This is a genomic window from Streptomyces speibonae, assembly GCF_984686075.1.
In genome coordinates this window covers 1,596,813-1,612,391 of the sequence record NZ_OZ480260.1, presented here as the reverse complement: position 1 = coordinate 1,612,391, position 15,579 = coordinate 1,596,813, and the positions used below count along the sequence as shown (strand labels likewise).

At 74.7% G+C, this 15,579-nt stretch carries 13 protein-coding genes and 3 pseudogenes; 7 read left to right on the top strand and 9 right to left on the bottom strand.

The genetic code is table 11. The features are described 5' to 3' along the window. The first annotated feature begins 124 nt into the window (after positions 1–124). On the top strand, positions 125–1,582 hold the full coding sequence (locus AC5L3C_RS07095) for an NCS2 family permease (protein ID WP_493647701.1): 1,458 nt from the start codon (positions 125–127) through the stop codon (positions 1,580–1,582). Between the two features lie 49 nt (positions 1,583–1,631). Continuing rightward, positions 1,632–2,783 (top strand): XdhC family protein, encoded by a 1,152-nt coding sequence (locus AC5L3C_RS07090; RefSeq protein ID WP_493647700.1) that lies wholly within the window; start codon positions 1,632–1,634, stop codon positions 2,781–2,783. A 21-nt stretch (positions 2,784–2,804) separates the two neighbouring features. Here the strand turns inward: AC5L3C_RS07090 and AC5L3C_RS07085 are convergent, their stop codons facing one another. After that, entirely contained in the window at positions 2,805–3,245 is a 441-nt protein-coding gene (locus AC5L3C_RS07085) for an SRPBCC family protein (protein WP_493647699.1), read from the bottom strand. Positions 3,246–3,517: 272 nt separating this feature from the next. Between AC5L3C_RS07085 and AC5L3C_RS07080 the strand changes: the two genes are divergently transcribed. Further along, positions 3,518–4,522: a glycosyltransferase family 2 protein gene (locus tag AC5L3C_RS07080; RefSeq protein ID WP_493647697.1), complete on the top strand. Its 1,005-nt coding sequence runs from the start codon at positions 3,518–3,520 to the stop codon at positions 4,520–4,522. Positions 4,523–4,651: 129 nt separating this feature from the next. On the opposite strand, the gene AC5L3C_RS07075 is transcribed toward AC5L3C_RS07080, so the two are convergent. The 3 genes from AC5L3C_RS07075 to AC5L3C_RS07065 are packed head-to-tail and all read right to left on the bottom strand — an operon-like array spanning position 4,652 to position 6,213. Beyond that, positions 4,652–4,972 (bottom strand): DUF3040 domain-containing protein, encoded by a 321-nt coding sequence (locus tag AC5L3C_RS07075; protein WP_493647696.1) that lies wholly within the window; start codon positions 4,970–4,972, stop codon positions 4,652–4,654. Between the two features lie 54 nt (positions 4,973–5,026). Next, on the bottom strand, positions 5,027–5,956 hold the full coding sequence (locus AC5L3C_RS07070; RefSeq protein ID WP_493647694.1) for a polysaccharide pyruvyl transferase family protein: 930 nt from the start codon (positions 5,954–5,956) through the stop codon (positions 5,027–5,029). Positions 5,957–6,006: 50 nt separating this feature from the next. Continuing rightward, positions 6,007–6,213: a hypothetical protein gene (locus AC5L3C_RS07065; protein ID WP_493647692.1), complete on the bottom strand. Its 207-nt coding sequence runs from the start codon at positions 6,211–6,213 to the stop codon at positions 6,007–6,009. Between the two features lie 152 nt (positions 6,214–6,365). On the opposite strand from AC5L3C_RS07065, the gene AC5L3C_RS07060 reads away from it, so the two are divergent. Then, positions 6,366–7,496 carry a winged helix DNA-binding domain-containing protein gene (locus AC5L3C_RS07060; protein ID WP_493647690.1) on the top strand — a complete coding sequence of 377 codons (1,131 nt, stop codon included), beginning with the start codon at positions 6,366–6,368 and terminating at the stop codon, positions 7,494–7,496. A 77-nt stretch (positions 7,497–7,573) separates the two neighbouring features. Here the strand turns inward: AC5L3C_RS07060 and AC5L3C_RS07055 are convergent, their stop codons facing one another. The 3 genes and pseudogenes from AC5L3C_RS07055 to AC5L3C_RS07045 form a co-directional block, all read right to left on the bottom strand. Then, entirely contained in the window at positions 7,574–8,377 is an 804-nt protein-coding gene (locus tag AC5L3C_RS07055) for a S1 family peptidase (protein ID WP_493647688.1), read from the bottom strand. Positions 8,378–8,808: 431 nt separating this feature from the next. Next, entirely contained in the window at positions 8,809–11,619 is a 2,811-nt protein-coding gene (locus tag AC5L3C_RS07050) for an ATP-binding protein (protein ID WP_493647686.1), read from the bottom strand. A gap of 155 nt (positions 11,620–11,774) precedes the next feature. Further along, positions 11,775–12,635, bottom strand: a pseudogene (locus AC5L3C_RS07045) (helix-turn-helix transcriptional regulator). A gap of 140 nt (positions 12,636–12,775) precedes the next feature. Here AC5L3C_RS07045 and AC5L3C_RS07040 point away from each other — a divergent pair. The 3 genes and pseudogenes from AC5L3C_RS07040 to AC5L3C_RS07030 all read left to right on the top strand — a co-directional run. After that, positions 12,776–13,078, top strand: a pseudogene (locus tag AC5L3C_RS07040) (AMP-binding protein); the annotation flags it as partial. Positions 13,079–13,257: 179 nt separating this feature from the next. Further along, positions 13,258–13,647: an AMP-binding protein gene (locus AC5L3C_RS07035; RefSeq protein ID WP_493647685.1), complete on the top strand. Its 390-nt coding sequence runs from the start codon at positions 13,258–13,260 to the stop codon at positions 13,645–13,647. Continuing rightward, positions 13,581–14,083: pseudogene (locus tag AC5L3C_RS07030) on the top strand (AMP-binding enzyme); the annotation flags it as partial. The gene AC5L3C_RS07035 and the pseudogene AC5L3C_RS07030, both read left to right, overlap by 67 nt. A 75-nt stretch (positions 14,084–14,158) precedes the next feature. On the opposite strand, the gene AC5L3C_RS07025 reads toward AC5L3C_RS07030, so the two are convergent. Continuing rightward, positions 14,159–14,707, bottom strand: a complete 549-nt coding sequence (locus tag AC5L3C_RS07025) for a GNAT family N-acetyltransferase (RefSeq protein WP_493647684.1) — start codon at positions 14,705–14,707, stop codon at positions 14,159–14,161. A 43-nt stretch (positions 14,708–14,750) separates the two neighbouring features. After that, positions 14,751–15,422 carry a hypothetical protein gene (locus tag AC5L3C_RS07020; RefSeq protein ID WP_493647682.1) on the bottom strand — a complete coding sequence of 224 codons (672 nt, stop codon included), beginning with the start codon at positions 15,420–15,422 and terminating at the stop codon, positions 14,751–14,753. Between the last annotated feature and the right edge of the window lie 157 nt (positions 15,423–15,579).

Below are 15,579 nucleotides of genomic sequence, written 5' to 3'. Positions count from 1 at the left end.
CGGCGCATGTCCCCACCTCAAGGTGCAGTACCGGGCCGTCCCCCGGGTCTGGCACCTCCCAAATCCCGGCCCCGCCCGCAGCGGCAGCGTCGGGGGCCCCTATGAACCTTGGGAGTAGGCCCACATGACCCAGCAGTCCCTCAAGCCGGCGACCACCGCCGACGACGCGGGCGCGGGAACCCGCGTCCCGGCCGGCCGGTCCTGGCTCGACCGGTACTTCCACATCTCCCCTCGCCGGTCCACCGTCGCACGCGAAGTGCGCGGCGGCGTCACCACCTTCATGGCGATGGCGTACATCCTCCTGCTCAACCCCCTGATCCTGTCCGGCGAGGACGCCGCGGGGAACACCCTCGGCCGCACCGCCCTGATCACGGCCACCGCCTTCGCCGCGGCCCTCAGCACCCTGCTGATGGGCTTCTTCGGCAAGGTCCCGCTCGCCCTCGCCGCCGGCCTGTCCGTCTCCGGCGTCCTCGCCTCGCAGGTCGCGCCGGTGATGACCTGGCCGCAGGCCATGGGCATGTGCGTGATGTACGGCGTGGTGATCATGCTGCTGGTCGTCACCGGCCTGCGCGAGATGATCATGAACGCGATCCCGCTCGCGCTCAAACACGCGATCACCATGGGCATCGGCCTGTTCGTCGCCCTGATCGGCTTCTACAAGGCCGGCTTCGTGCACCAGGGCGAGGCCACCCCCGTCACCCTGGGCCCGGCGGGCGAGCTGGCCGGCTGGCCGGTGCTGCTGTTCGCCGTCACCCTGCTCGCCATCTTCATGCTCCAGGCGCGCCGCGTCCCCGGCGCGATCCTCATCGGCATCCTCGGCGGCACCGTGCTCGCGGTCGGTCTGAACGCGTTCGGGGTCATCGACCCGAAGCAGTGGGCGAGCGGCGCCCCCGAACTGCACGGCAGCGCGGTGTCGATGCCCGACTTCTCCGTCTTCGGGGACGTCGAGTTCGGCGGCTGGGGCGAGGTCGGCGCGATGACGGTCGCCATGATCGTCTTCACGCTCGTGCTCGCGGGCTTCTTCGACGCCATGGCGACGATCATCGGTGTCGGCACGGAGGCGAAGCTCGCCGACGACAAGGGCCGGATGCCGGGCCTGTCCAGGGCCCTGTTCATCGACGGCGCGGGCGGCGCGATCGGCGGCGTCTCCGGGGCCTCCGGCCAGACCGTGTTCGTCGAGTCGGCGACCGGGGTCGGCGAAGGCGCCCGGACCGGCCTGTCCTCCGTCGTCACCGGAGTCTTCTTCGCCGCCTGCCTCTTCTTCACCCCGCTCACGGCGATCGTGCCGGGCGAGGTCGCGGCCGCCGCCCTGGTGGTCATCGGTGCGATGATGATGATGAACGCCCGCCATGTCGACTGGGCCGACCGGGCCACCGCGATCCCGGTGTTCCTGACCGTGGTGATCATGCCGTTCACCTACTCCATCACCGCGGGCGTGGCCGCCGGGGTCATCTCCTACGTCGCCATCAGGACCGCCGAGGGCAAGGCCCGGGAGATCGGTGCCTTCATGTGGGGCCTGACGCTGGTCTTCGTCGTCTACTTCGCCCTCGCCCCCATCGAGAGCTGGCTGGGCGTCCACTAGCCGCCCGCCCCGCCGCACCTTCCGCGCAACCGCAGTCGAGGAGACCGAGATGCTGGACATCGCCGAGGACCTGAGCCGGTGGGTCGAGCAGGGCCGTGACTTCGCGGTCGCCACCGTGGTGGCGGTCGGCGGCAGCGCGCCCCGGCAGCCCGGGGCCGCGCTGGCCGTGGACGCCGACGGCACGGCGGTCGGATCGGTCTCCGGCGGGTGCGTGGAGGGCGCGGTGTACGAGCTGTGCGAGCAGGCGCTGGCGGACGGCGAGACCGTACTCCAGCGTTTCGGCTACAGCGACGAGGACGCCTTCGCGGTCGGTCTGACCTGCGGCGGCATCATCGACATCCTGGTCACACCGGTGCGGGCGGCGGACCCCGCCCGCCCGGTGCTCGCGTCCGCGCTCGCCGCCGCCGCGCGAGGGGAGGCGGCGGCGGTGGCGCGGATCGTGAGCGGTCCGGCGGAGCTGCTGGGCCGGGCGCTGACCGTCCGCCCCGACGGGTCGTACGAGGGGGGCTTCGGCGGCCACCCGGAACTGGACCGCACGGTCGTCGCCGAGGCGGGCGCCTTCCTGGACGCCGGCCGCACGGGCACGCTGGAGATCGGCGAGCAGGGCTCGCGGTGCGGGGCACCGCTCACCCTGCTGGTCGAGTCCTCGGTCCCGCCGCCCCGGATGATCGTCTTCGGCGCGATCGACTTCGCGGCGGCGCTGGTACGGGTCGGCAAGTTCCTCGGCCACCACGTCACGGTGTGCGACGCCCGCCCGGTGTTCGCGACGAGGGCCCGCTTCCCCGAGGCCGACGAGATCGTCGTCGAGTGGCCCCACACCTACCTGGAACGCACCTCCGTGGACGCCCGTACGGTCCTGTGCGTCCTGACCCACGACCCGAAGTTCGACGTACCGCTGCTGGAGCGCGCGCTGCGCCTGCCGGTGGCCTACGTCGGCGCGATGGGCTCCCGCCGCACCCACCTGGACCGCTACGCCCGGCTGCGCGCAGCCGGCGTGACCGACCTGGAACTGGCCCGGCTCAGGTCCCCCATCGGCCTGGACCTGGGCGCCCGTACGCCACAGGAGACGGCGCTGTCCATCGCGGCGGAGATCGTCGCGAACCGGCGCGGCGGCAGCGGGGCGTCCCTCACCGGCGCTCACACCCCCATCCACCACGACGGCACGGGCGCGCCGGCGGACCGGATCGGCACCGTGGCCTGAGCGCCGGTCCCGGGAGGTGCCTCAGTCCCACCTGAGCAGACGGTTCACCGCCCGCCCGAACACCTGGCGCCCGGCCCGCGCCAGCAGGGCGTCGGCTGCGGCGGGCAGGAAGCGGACCCGGATGTCCTCGCGCCAGATCACCCGCGCCCGGCCGCCCGGTCCCGGGCGCACCTCGATCTCCGCCCACCCCCTGACGACGCGGCCGCGCTTCTCCAGCCGGCACCGCCCCGGGGAGTCCTCCGCGGGCGGCTGCCACACCGTCACCTCCATCGGGTCGTCGAAGGAGAGCGGGCCGAGGCCCGTGCGGGCGACGACCCGGGTGCCCGTGCCGGTGGGCGGGCCAGTGGTCACCCTGATCCGGGTGAGGGGGACCGCCTTGCCGTGGCGCGGCCACGTGGTGAGCCGTCGCCAGGCCTCGTCGAGGGGGAGCGGAGCCGTGCGCTGGAGCTGGAAGGTGGCCACGGGGAGATCCTAGGAAACCCCGTCCGCCCGACGGCACGCCCGGGTCCCCCTCACCCGGACGGCCCAGCGCCGGGCACCCCTCGTCGGCCGTCCACCGCGCGGATTCCGGTGCGAACGTGCCCGAAGCCGTGGTTCGGGACAAGCTGTGTCCAAGTGTTTGAGGCAACCGCGGATGCGGCACCCGCGCCCCGGTAGCCCCCGCACGCCTCACAGGGACGGAGTACAGCCCCGATGCGCACCCCCGGTACCGGAGTCCGTCGGAGGGCGTCCGGATGACGTCGTACGCCGTCGTGATCCCCACCCTGGTGCGGGACACCCTCGCCGACTGCCTCGCCGCCCTCGCCGCGTCGCGCGGGCCGCGCCCCGACGAGATCGTCCTCGTCGACGACCGGCCCGAGGTCCCGCCCGCCCCCGACGCGCTGGGCCACGCCCTGGGCGTCCTCGGCGACCTGCGCGAACGCACCACCGTCAGGGCAGGCGGCGGCCACGGACCCGCCGCCGCGCGCAACACCGGCGTACGCGCGGTCACCGCGCCCTGGGTGGTCTTCCTCGACGACGACGTCCAAGTGGGCCCGCACTGGTGCGCGGAGCTCGTGCGGGACCTCGCGGAGGCGTCCCCCGACACCGCCGGCGTCCAGGGCGTCATCACCGTGCCGCTGCCCGAGAAGCGCCGCCCCAACGACTGGGAACGCCGCACCGCCGGGCTCTCCCTGGGCCGCTGGATCGCCGCCGACATGGCCTACCGCACCGAGGCGCTGAAACAGGCCGGCGGCTTCGACGAACGCTTCCGCCGCCCGTACCGCGAGGACGCCGACCTCGCGCTGCGCCTCCTCGACGCCGGGTGGCGCATCCGCCGGGGCCACCGCTCCACCCTGCACCCCGTGCGGCCCGCGTCCCGCTGGGCGTCCCTGGGCCGGCAGCGCGGGCACGCCGACGACGCCCTGATGCGGCGGCTGCACGGCCCCGACTGGTGGGACAAGGCCGTCGCACCGCGCGGCCGGATCCGCCGGCACGCCGCGATCACCGCCGCCGGGGCCGCCGCCTGCGTCCTCGGGGCCACCGGGCACCGCCGGGCGGCCGGCGTCTGCGCGCTCGGCTGGGCCGCCGGGACCGCCGAGTTCGCCCGGTCCCGCATCGTCCCCGGGCCACGCACCCCCGAGGAGGTCACCACCATGCTGGCCACCAGCGTGGTCATCCCGCCCCTCGCCACCTGGCACCGGCTGGCCGGCGCCTGGCGCCACCGCAACGCCCCCGCGTGGCAGGAGGCGGCCCGGTGAGCCCGGTGCGGGCGGTGCTGTTCGACCGCGACGGCACACTGGTCCACGACGTCCCCTACAACGCCGATCCCGCGCGCGTCCGCCCCGTCGTTTTGAGGACGAGGCCCGTTCAGGGCCGATACGGGGGGCTCAGCCGCCGGACCACCGGCACAGCAGCCGGAACGCCGCGAACAGCGCGACCGGCCACACCCCGGCGAACGCCCAGATCGCCCACGGGGCCGAGGTCATGATGCCGGTGACCATGAGCGCGACAGCCACCGTGAGCAGCGCCGCCACCGTCCACCCGCGCGGGCGGTAGGCCGCGACACGCGTCAGCGGGCGCGTGACGTCGAGGCCCCGGCGCACCTTCAGCGTGCGCAGCCGCCGGTCCAGCCGGCGGTCGCGGCGCAGCGTCCGCTCGATCTCGTCGAGGATGTGCTGTTCGTGTTCGGGGAGCCGACCGATGGACACCTGTCTCCTCCAAGGACGACCGCGGGACTCCCGGGTGCCCGGCCGGCCGCCGGGCTAACCGGCGGTGGCGCGCGGTGCGAGCACCTCCATCAGCCGGTCCGCGCCGTCCGGCACCCTGCCGTCCCGGAACGCGTCACGGACCTGACGCGCGGCGACCCGGCCCGAGGTCAGACACCAGTCCCACCACCGGTCGAGACGGCGCTCGTCCAGCTGCTCGGCGGACAGCAGCGCGGGCCAGCCGACGGCGCGGGCCTGCGCGCTCACCTTGGCGCCGCCCGCCACCGGGTCCACCGCCAGCACCGGCGTTCCCACCCGCAGGGCGAGCACCAGCCCGTGCAGCCGGTCGGTGACGAGGAGGTCGAGGCGGGCCAGTACCGACTGCACCTGCGCGGGTGTCGCGCTCAGATGCCAGTCGTGGGTGTCCAGCCGGGTCTCCAGCTCCAGCCGGGCACAGTCCTTGCCGGCCAGCCAGCGCGTCACCCGGTCCGCGACCTGGGCGTGCCGCCGCTGCTCCCCGTACTCCTCCTGCCCGTTGGTGAGGATCACCCCGACCACGGGCCGTGCGGGCACCGCGGGCGCGCGGGCCGCCAGGTCCTCGCTGGGCTCGCTGCCCGGTGCGTCCCGTGGCAGGACGCGGTGGAAACCCCTCGCCGCCGGGTCGTCGGGGTCGATCACCGACGTGCCCACGGCGATCCGCACACAGTGCGCGAAGCGCCGGTGCAGCTCCTCGACCTGCGGCCCGTGCAGCGGCCCGGACACGAACACCAGATGGGAGTAGTCGCCGGGCCGTACGCTGTCGAGGTGCAGCGCGTCCGGCAGGAAGGCGGGGCTCCACGCGACGTCGTACGGCGTCCCGGACGCCCGCAGCACCTCCTCCACGCGGCGCACCGCCAGCACGTCGCCGGCGGTCGCCTCACCGTCGCGGAAGCTGAACCATCCGGTCAGCAGGACCCGGCGCGGTCGTGAGTTCTCTCGCTCGTACACAGTGCCACCGAGTGCCCCGCTCCGGCGGAAGGCAATCGGCCCGGAGCGGGTCAGCGGGAACGGGGCCTCGCGGGGGGCTCCCGGCGGCCACCGGGGTGCCCGGCCAGGGCCTGTCGTACCTGGTGGTGCGTGCGCTCGGACACCTCGCGCGCCTCGGCCACGACGTCGCCGCGCTCGCGCACCAGACCGTCGTAGACCGGCAGATGATCACCGGCGGGGGAGGAGGACGGGGGAGGGGACGAGGGAGGGGACGTCATGGGGGGTTCTCCTTGGTCGGTCGGTCGTACGGGCCGCGGACGGGCGGCCCCAATGACTCAGCGTTCTCCGGTCGCCGCGGTGTTACACGTCGGTGATCGCGGGCCGTGCCTTGCGGACGGAAACTGACCGCAAGGGCCGTTAGCGTGCGGGTATGACGACGACGAAGCGGAGCGCCACCAGGCCGACGACACAGCCCGCCGCCGTGCTCGGCACCCGGGCACTGAACCGGGCCACGCTCGAACGGCAGCTGCTGCTGCGCCGCTCGCCGATGTCCGCGCGGGACGCGGTCGCGCACCTGCTCGGTCTCCAGGCGCAGAACGTCAAGCCGCCGTACTACGCGCTCACCGCCCGCCTCGACGGCTTCGCGCCCGAGGCGCTGTCCCGGGCGATGGCCGACCGGGACGTCGTCCGCATCGTCACCATGCGCTCGACCATCCACACCCACACCGCCGACGACTGCCTCACCCTGCGGCCCCTGGTGCAGCCCGCCCGGGACCGGGAGCTGACCCAGTTCCGCAAGGGGCTCACCGGCGTCGACCTGGACCGGCTCGCCGTCCTCGCCCGCGAGCTGGTGGAGGCCGAGCCGCGCACCATGAAGCAGCTGCGCGAGGAGCTGCGCAAGGAGTGGCCGGACGCCGACCCGGGGGCCCTCGCCGTCGCCGCCCGGTGCAGGCTGCCCCTGGTGCAGGTCACCCCGCGCGGACTGTGGGGACGCAGCGGACAGGTCGCGCTCACCACCGCCGAGCACTGGCTGGGACGCCCCGCCGAGCCGGCCCCCGCGACACCCGACGCCACCGTCCTGCGCTACCTCGCCGCCTTCGGCCCGGCCTCGGTGAAGGACATGCAGACGTGGGCCGGACTGACCCGGCTGCGGGAGGCCTTCGAGCGGCTGCGCCCCCGGCTCCTCACCTTCCGGGACGAGTCCGGCACCGAGCTCTTCGACCTCCCGGACGCACCCCGCCCCGACCCCGGCACCCCGGCGCCGCCCCGCTTCCTGCCCGAGTTCGACAACCTGCTCCTCTCCCACGCCGACCGCACCCGCGTCGTCCCGCCCGAGTTCCGGGGCCGCAGCTGGCAGGGCAACACCGCCTACCGCACCTTCCTCGTCGACGGATTCCTGGCCGGCGTGTGGCGGCTGGACGCGGACGCCCTCGTCGTCGAGCCGTTCGGGCGGCTCGGCGGCAGGCAGCGCGAGGAGGTCGCCGCGGAGGGGGAGCGGATGCTGCGGGTCATGCACCCGGAGACGTCGTACGACATCCGCTTCGGGACCGTGCGCGGCTGACCGCGCGCATGGAGAGGGGGCGCTGCGGGCTGCTCGTGGAAGCTCGCAACGCCCCCTGGTTCATGGGGTGTTCTACGTCATGGCGTGGTCTGTCCGCCCACCTGGGCCGTCACCTCGTCGGAGAACGTGGTCAGCCGGGTGTAGACGCCCGGGGAGCGGGGCGCCGCGCAGCCGTCGCCCCAGGAGGTGATGCCCGCGAGCCGGCCGCCGATCAGCAGCGGCCCGCCGCTGTCGCCCTGACAGGTGTCCACCCCGCCGGCGGCGTACCCGGCGCACACCATGTCGCTGCGCACGTACCGGCTGCGGTACGAGTCGGTGCAACTGGTGTCGGACACGGTCGGGACGGTGGCGGTGCGCAGCTGGCTGGAGGAGCTGCCGCCGGACGACGTGGTGCCCCAGCCGAGGACGCGGGCGGTGGTCCCGGCCGCGTACACGCCGGTGTCGGAGGCGGAGACGTACGACGCGGTGGCGTACGGCATGGGTGCCGACAGGGCCAGGACGGCCACGTCGTCGCCGCTCGTGACGCGCCGGTAGTCCGGGTGGATCCAGATCCGGCTCACCCTGGCGACGGTGCCGTCGGTGCCGTTGAGGTAGGTGCGCCCGCCGACCACGCGCACGCTGCTCGTGGTCTCGCCGACCATGCAGTGCGCGGCGGTGACGACCTTGGTGGGGGAGACCAGCGTCCCGCCGCAGAACTGGTCCTGCGAGGCGTCGGTGATCTGCATCATGAACGGGTACGCGGACGTCGTGGTCGTGGTGCCGCCGACGATGGGCTGGGGGGCGGCGACGGCGGAGGGGGCGGCGACGAGTGCGGTCGCGGCGGCTGCCGCGGTGGCCGCGAGGGCGGCGGCGGCCTGTCTTGCGCGGGTGAGCCCGGACATCGGTCTCCTAGGGATTGCCGGTGGGGGGTCGCGCGGGCTGGCGGGGGCCGGGCCCTGTCGGGCTGCGGTCTCCGTGTGTCCGGCGAGCGGCACGGCGTTCACGCTAGGGCCGCGGCGGTGGCGTCCCCAATGAGGGAACCCCCTACGGGAGTTGGGACAGGGATAACCCTCGGTCCCCCGGGGGCGGGGTGCGCCTCGCCCACCTTTTCTCGCCCCCGCCGCCCCTTCCCGTCCCGACCCCGGGGGCGCTGCCCCCGGACCCCCGCTCCTCAAACGCCGGAGGGGCTGGATGGTGCCGGACGGGCAAATTCAGCCCGTCCGGCGTTTGAGGACGAGGCCCGAAGGGCCGAAAGGGGGGTCTGGGGGGCGCAGCCCCAGGGGTCGGGACGGGAAGGGGCGGCGGGGGCGAAGAACGTTGACGCGCGGCCCCGTTACGGCGTGCGGCGGCCCGCCGCGAGGCGGACTATGTCGACGCGGGAGCGGATGCCAAGCTTGCGGTAGACGCGGGTCAGCGTCGCCTCGACCGTCTTGACGCTGATGAACAGCCGCCCGGCGATCTCCCGGTTCGTCGCCCCCTCCATGACCAGCGCCGCGACCTGACGCTCCATCGACGCCAGCCCGTCCAGCACCGCCGGAGGCGCCGCCGGCACCGGCTCCGCCGGCCCCGCGGCCACCGCCTGCTCCACCTGCCGCAGCCACGGCAGCGCACGGCAGCGCCGGAACAGCCGGGCGGCCTCGTCGTACCCGCCCGGCCCCCGCTCCCGGGCGCGCAGCCGGGCCAGCGCGAAGGCCGCCCGCGCCTCCTCCAGTCCGAAGCCGAGCTTGCCGAGCCGCTCCTGAGCGGACACCAACTGCGCCTGCGCGGCCTGGTGTTCGCCGCGAGCCGCGCGCACCAGCGCCTCCGCGCGGTCGAGGACCGCCAGCACACTCGCCCGGTTCAGCCGCAGCGCGTGCACCCGGGTGACGTTGATGAGCTCCTGCGCCTCACCGGGCTCACCGATGCGCACCAGCGCCTCGGCCAGGTCGCCCTGCCAGCGGCCCCGCGCGGGGTCGCTGATGCCCATGCCGTGCTCCAGCTCCCGCACCCGGCGCAGCGAACGGACCGCGGCCTGCGCGTCCCCGGCCACCAACTGGGCGTAGCCCAGGGCCGCCAGGGCCAGGGACAGGTACAACTGGTCGCCGTCCACCTCCGCGTGGTCCGCGGACTCACGGGCCAGTGCCAGCGCCCGCTCCACGTCCCCGCCCGACGCCTCCGCGAGCGAGGCGAGCATGGCCGAGGCGCTCTCGCCGATGCCGGAGTCCCGCGCCAGCCGCAGGCTCTCGCCTGACAGGTCCAGGGCCCGGCCGCAGTGTCCGAAGCGCAGTTCGGTGTCGGCGAGCAGCCGCGAGAAGTGCACCTCGCTCTCGACCATGCCGCGCCGCCGCGCCTCCCGCAGCAGCGCGGTGATGGCCGTGCGGGCCTCCGGCAGCTGGTCGCTCATGAGCAGCCACCGGAAGCGCGCCATCGCGGCGCCGTTGTGGTGGCTGGCCACATCTGGGTCCTGCGGCTCCTGGAGGGCCCGCTGGATCGTGGTGGGCGCGTCCGGGTGGCCCATCAGGGTCTCGGTGGACGACTGGAAGGCGAGCGCCATCAGTTCGGTGCGCCGGTCCCCGCCGCGCGCGGCGAGCTCCGCCGCGTGGGCGGCCTCCTGGCGGGACTTGGCGAAGTCGCCATCCACTACCACCTCGCGCCAGGCGAGCTGGTAGTGGACCAGCGCGAGCAGCCGGGGGTCGTCACCGGCGTCGGCCAGCACCTGCGGGAAGACCGCGTCGACCTCGCCGAGCGCCTGCCCGGCCGCCTCGATGACCACCATCCACGCCCGCACCCGCTCCGCCGGCACCGTCGCCCGCGTCAGCACCTCCCGGGCTATGTCCCGGGCCAGATCGACCTCGCCCGCCGTGATGGCGTCCTCGGCGGCCTGGAGCCGCCGCTCGTCCGGTGCAGGATCGCCGTCGGCGGGGGTGTGCCGGGCGGCGAGCAGCCCGAGCGAGGCGGCGACCGAGGGCGCCCCGCGGTCCCGGGCCAGCGCCGCGGCCTCGGCGAGCCGGGCCGCCACCTCCGGGTCGGTGCCGGTGGCGGCCAGCGCCAGATGCCGGGCCCGCTCGATGGGGTCGGAGGCCGCCGTCGACAGCGCCGTGTGCACGGCCCGGCGCTCGGCCGCGGGCGCCTCCGCGTAGAGGGCGGCCGAGATCAGCGGGTGCGCGAAGCGCAGGGCGGGCTCCTCCGGGTCCGTCGTCAGCAGGCCGAGCGCGGCGGCCTGGGCCGTCTCCGCCTCGGCGTTGTCCCGGCCGGCCGCGTGCAGCAGCGCCAGGGTGGGGCGGGCGCCCGCGCTGGCCACCAGCAGCGTGCGGCGCGCCTCGTCCGACAGCATCTCCAGCCGGCTGAGCACCAGGGCCCGCAGCGACGTCGGCACCGGCAGCGGCTCGCCGGGACGGGGCCGGGCGGGGCTCTCCGCGAGGGCGCGGCCCAGCTCCAGCGCGAACAGCGGGTTGCCGGCGCTGGTGCGGTGGATGTCACGGACCGTGGAGCGGGACAGACCCGTGTAGCCCCGGTGGTCGAGCAGCGCCGACACCTCGGTGCGGGTGAACGGGCCCAGGCGCACCGCGAGCGTGTCCGGCGGGCAGGCGCGCAGATGACGGTCGTGGTCGTACTCCTCGCCGTCCGTGCGCACCGCGCACAGCATCCGCACCGGGCTGTCGCCGAGCCGCCGGGCGGCGAAGCCGAGGAGTTCCGCGCTGGCCGGGTCCAGCCACTGCAGGTCGTCGGCGACGACGAGGACCGGGCCCTCGGCGGCCAGCGCGCGCAGCGTGGACAACACCGCCAGGCGCAGCGCCAGCCCGTCCCGCTGGAGCGTGGACTCGCCGCGCCCGGTGAGCGCCGACTCCAGCGCGGTGCGCTGGGCGGCGGGCAGCCGGTCGGCCACCTCGTCGACGACCAGACCGAACAGGTCCGCCAGCGCCAGGAACGGAAGATGCGATTCGGACTCCGTGGCCGAGCAGCGCAACACCGTCCGCGCGGCACCGGCGTTTTCCGCCGCAAGTGCCCGCAGCACGGTCGATTTTCCTATTCCGGCGGGCCCGTGGAGCAGCACGCTGCCCCCTCGGGCGAGCTGCTCCCGGGTGTCGGAGAACAGCTCCTCCCGGCCAATGACCAGGTCGGGGCGGTACCTGGCAGGCTCCTTGAAGTCCCGTCGCACGGTCACCGCTCCCCTCCGTGAGGCGTGTCCCGGCCAATATTAGGCAACAGGCTCCTTAATCCCGGGCGGACGGTGTAGTGAGGCAAATTACAGCGGGCGGAGCAACGGTAAATCCAAACTGTACTGGTGGTAATGCCCGGCGTGGGAAAACCCTCACAAAACTACGGCAACCACCCCGCCCGGCGGGCCTCGACGACCGCCTGCCCGCGTCCGCACCCCCAGCTTGCGCATCGCCGACCGCAAATACGCCTTGACCGTCTCCGCCGTCACCCCCAGCCTCCCCCACTGCCCGAAAGGCGTGGGAGGACCCCCATGGCGGCCGCGCCGTTGGTCGCCCCGGCCGCCACACAGGCGAGCACGTCCACCTCGCGCGGAGCGAGCTGTACCGCCCGGGACGCGGCGTTCTCCCCGGTGAGCGGCGCGCACGCCGCGAGCAGCTCGGCCCGCAGCGCGGGGTCCGCGATGCGCGGGGCGAGCGCCCGCAGCGCCGCGTGCGCCTCGCGCACCTGCTCCCGGGCCGCCCCGTGGCCCCGCTCCGGCTCCGGCCGCGGACGGGCCGCCGCCAGCAGGTCCGCCGCCTCCTCCCGGACCACCAGGGCCTGCTCCACGTCCCGCGCGGTCCGCACCGCCTCGTCGAGCGTGCGCTCGCCCAGGGGCTGGGCGGCGCGCAGGGCGCCGTAGAGCACCGCCCGCACCCGTCGCCGTACGACCACGGGGACGGCGACCACGGAGCGCAGGCCCTCGGCGGCGACCTGGACGTCGTACTCGTGGCTGATCTGCCGCGAGAGGGAGTAGTCCGTCACCGCGCACGGCCGGGCGAGCGCCACCGCCTTGCCGCCCAGGCCGTTGCCCGGCGTCACCGCGAGCGCGCTCAGCGCGGGCGTCGCGGTGCCGCTCAGCTCGGTGATGCGCACCTGCCGGCGGCCGGGCTCCACCAGCCCGCCGAAGGCGACGGGCAGGCCGGTCGCGCGCCGCAGCCGGACCAGGGCCCCGCCGATCTCCGCCGTCTCGTTCGCCCTCATCGGGTCAGCTGTCACCTGTTCGCCCCTCCGCCAAGGCTCCCGTGCGGCCGCACACCCCCGTTGGGGGGTAGTGAGACCTGCATCACGGATTACACGATGACGTGGAGCCGCCCGGCAAGGTCCGGCACCGAGGAGGACGCATGACGACGGGGACGGAGCAGTTCCGCAGGGCCCGGGACTTCCTGCTGGAACACCGCGAGGACTACGCCACCGCCCACCGGGACTTCGACTGGCCCCGGCCCGAGCGGTTCAACTGGGCGCTCGACTGGTTCGACGTGATCGCCGACGACAACGACCGCACCGCCCTGCACCTGGTCGAGGAGGACGGCCGGGAGACCCGGATGTCCTTCGCCGAACTGGCCCGCCGCTCCGACCGGGTGGCCGCCTGGCTGCGGCGGCACGGGGTGGCCGCCGAGGACCGGGTGCTGGTGATGCTCGGCAACCCGGAGACCGCGAAGGTGCTCTTCGAGTACGCCCGCGAGGCGCTCGCTCCGTACAAGCGGATCCGCCGGCTGGAGTTCGGCGAGCTGCCCAAGACCGTGTCCGGCAAGATCCGCCGCATCGAGCTGCGCGAGGCCACAGCGGCCGGCTCAGCCGCCGAGTACCGCGAGGAGGACTTCCGGTGACCGCGGCCCCGTCGTACACGCACGGCACCTCCGCGACGCCCCTGCTGGGCGACACCATCGGCGCCAACCTGGACCGCGCGATCGCCGCCTGGCCCGGACGTGAGGCGCTGGTGGACGTGCCCTCCGGACGGCGCTGGACCTGCGCCGAGTTCGGCGCCGCCGTCGAGGAGGTGGCGCGCGGACTGCTGGCGAAGGGCATCGCGAGGGGCGACCGGGTGGGCATCTGGGCGGTCAACTGCCCCTGGGGGTACCTCCCACGCCTTCAAGGCAGTGGGGGAGGGTCCTCGTGCAGTACGCCACCGCCCGCATCGGCGCCGTCCCGGCCACCGGAGTCACCGTGCCGCGCGGCACCTCCGGCGAACTGTGCACCCGGGGCTACAGCGTGATGCTCGGCTACTGGAACGAGCCCGGGAAGACCGCGGAGGCCGTCGACGCGGCGCGCTGGATGCACACCGGGGACCTCGCGGTCATGCGGGACGACGGATACGTGGAGATCGTCGGCCGCATCAAGGACATGATCATCAGGGGCGGGGAGAACATCTACCCGTGCGAGATCGAGGAGTTCCTCTACGCCCACCCGAAGATCGCGGACGTCCAGGTCGTCGGGGTGCGCACGAGCGCTACGGCGAGGAGGTGCTCGCGTGTGTCATCCCGCGCGACCCGGCCGACCCGCTCACCTTGGAGGAACTGCGCGCCTACTGCGACGGCCGGCTGGCCCACTACAAGATCCCCAGCCGCCTCCAGCTCCTCGACACCTTCCCGATGACGGTCTCCGGGAAGGTACGCAAGGTGGAACTGCGGGAGCGGTACGCGACGGGGTAGAGGGGCAGCCGGAAGGCGGGCGGTCCCGGAGGTGACCACCCCGGTCCCGCCGGGGAGGTCCGGCCCGCAGGACCGTCACGCGGACGGCCGGGCGGTCGCCCCGCCGGCGAGCGGCAGCTCCGCGCGCATGCACACGCGCGGCCACCGGTCGAGGCCGTGCGCGGACTCCTCGGCGCGGATCCGGCGCAGGCCCGGGGTGAGTTCGGGCTCGGTCAGCGCCCGGAAGCCGAGGCGGGTGTAGTACGGGGCGTTCCACGGGACGCCGGCGAAGGTGGTCAGGGTCAGCGCGGTCAGTCCCGCCGCGCGGGCCCGGTCCGCGGCGTACGCGAGCAGCGCCCGGCCCACGCCGCGGCGGGCCGCGTCCGGGTGGACGGATATCTGCTCCACGTGGAGCGCGCCGTCCACCGGCTCGGCGATCAGGTACGCGACGGGCCGCTCGGCGTCCCCCGCACCGGCCGCGACCCAGCAGCGGCCCGCCCGCCGGTAGCGCTCCAGCTCGTCCAGGGCGGGCGGTTCGTCGTCGGCGATGTCCGGCATGCCGATGTCGCGGAACAAAGTGCCGGCCGCCCGTTCGATGTCCTGGAGGACGGGCAGGTCGCCGGGGGCGGCGGGACGGATGCGCATCCGAGAAGTATCGGACGTCCCCGGTGCGCGCGTCTCCGGGATTTCAGGACCCGTCGGCGTCCAGCCCGTCCGCGGGGCCGTTCAGGGGCTGCGGGGTCCCGGTGAGGTCGAGCAGGAACAGCGGCACGCCCAGGGTGTCGGCGCGCAGCCGGGCCTCCTCGGTGAATCCGCCCAGCGAGAAGTACAGACAGTTTGCGGACTCGGTCATCGCCGTCAGCCACAGGCACTCCACGTCCCGCGCGGTGACCGGCCCCGCCGACGGGTCGACGTGCGCCAGTACGCCCCGCCCGGCCAGCCCGATGCCGGACGGCGGCCGCTGGTCGGCGCGCCGGATGTCCGCGTGGCCGAGCCGGCGCAGATGGAGCACGGCCGCCGTGACCACGTCCCGCGCGGTGCGGATGGGTACCGGGCGGAAGGCGGGGCGCGCGGGCCGGCCGGCCGGGACGGCGGCCTCCTGCCCGGCGACCGGGATGCGCAGCACCGTCCCGCACGGGCAGCCCAGTTCGGGCCGGGGCCACTCCCCGTGCGAGCCGCAGCCGCGGCAGCGCAGCGTCACCCACTCCTCCCGCCAGGCACGGTGGTCGACGGTGCCGGGCACCCCGTCCAGGTCCAGCGGCGGGGAGACGGGCGCGCCGCAGGCGCAGGGGTACGACGGTGCCGTGAAGCGGTGCGAGCGCCGACAGGCGGGACAGCGCACCGGCACGCTCTGGGTCATGGCCCCTCTCCCGGGTTCTCGAGGCGCCGACCATCGTCCACCACCGGTGCGCCCGTGTCCGGCACTTGCCCTTCTCTTGACGTCTCTTGACGCGGTTCGGCGACCCGGCCTACATTCATTCCACTTAGTAGAAGTTCAATTCCATTATGCGGAATCA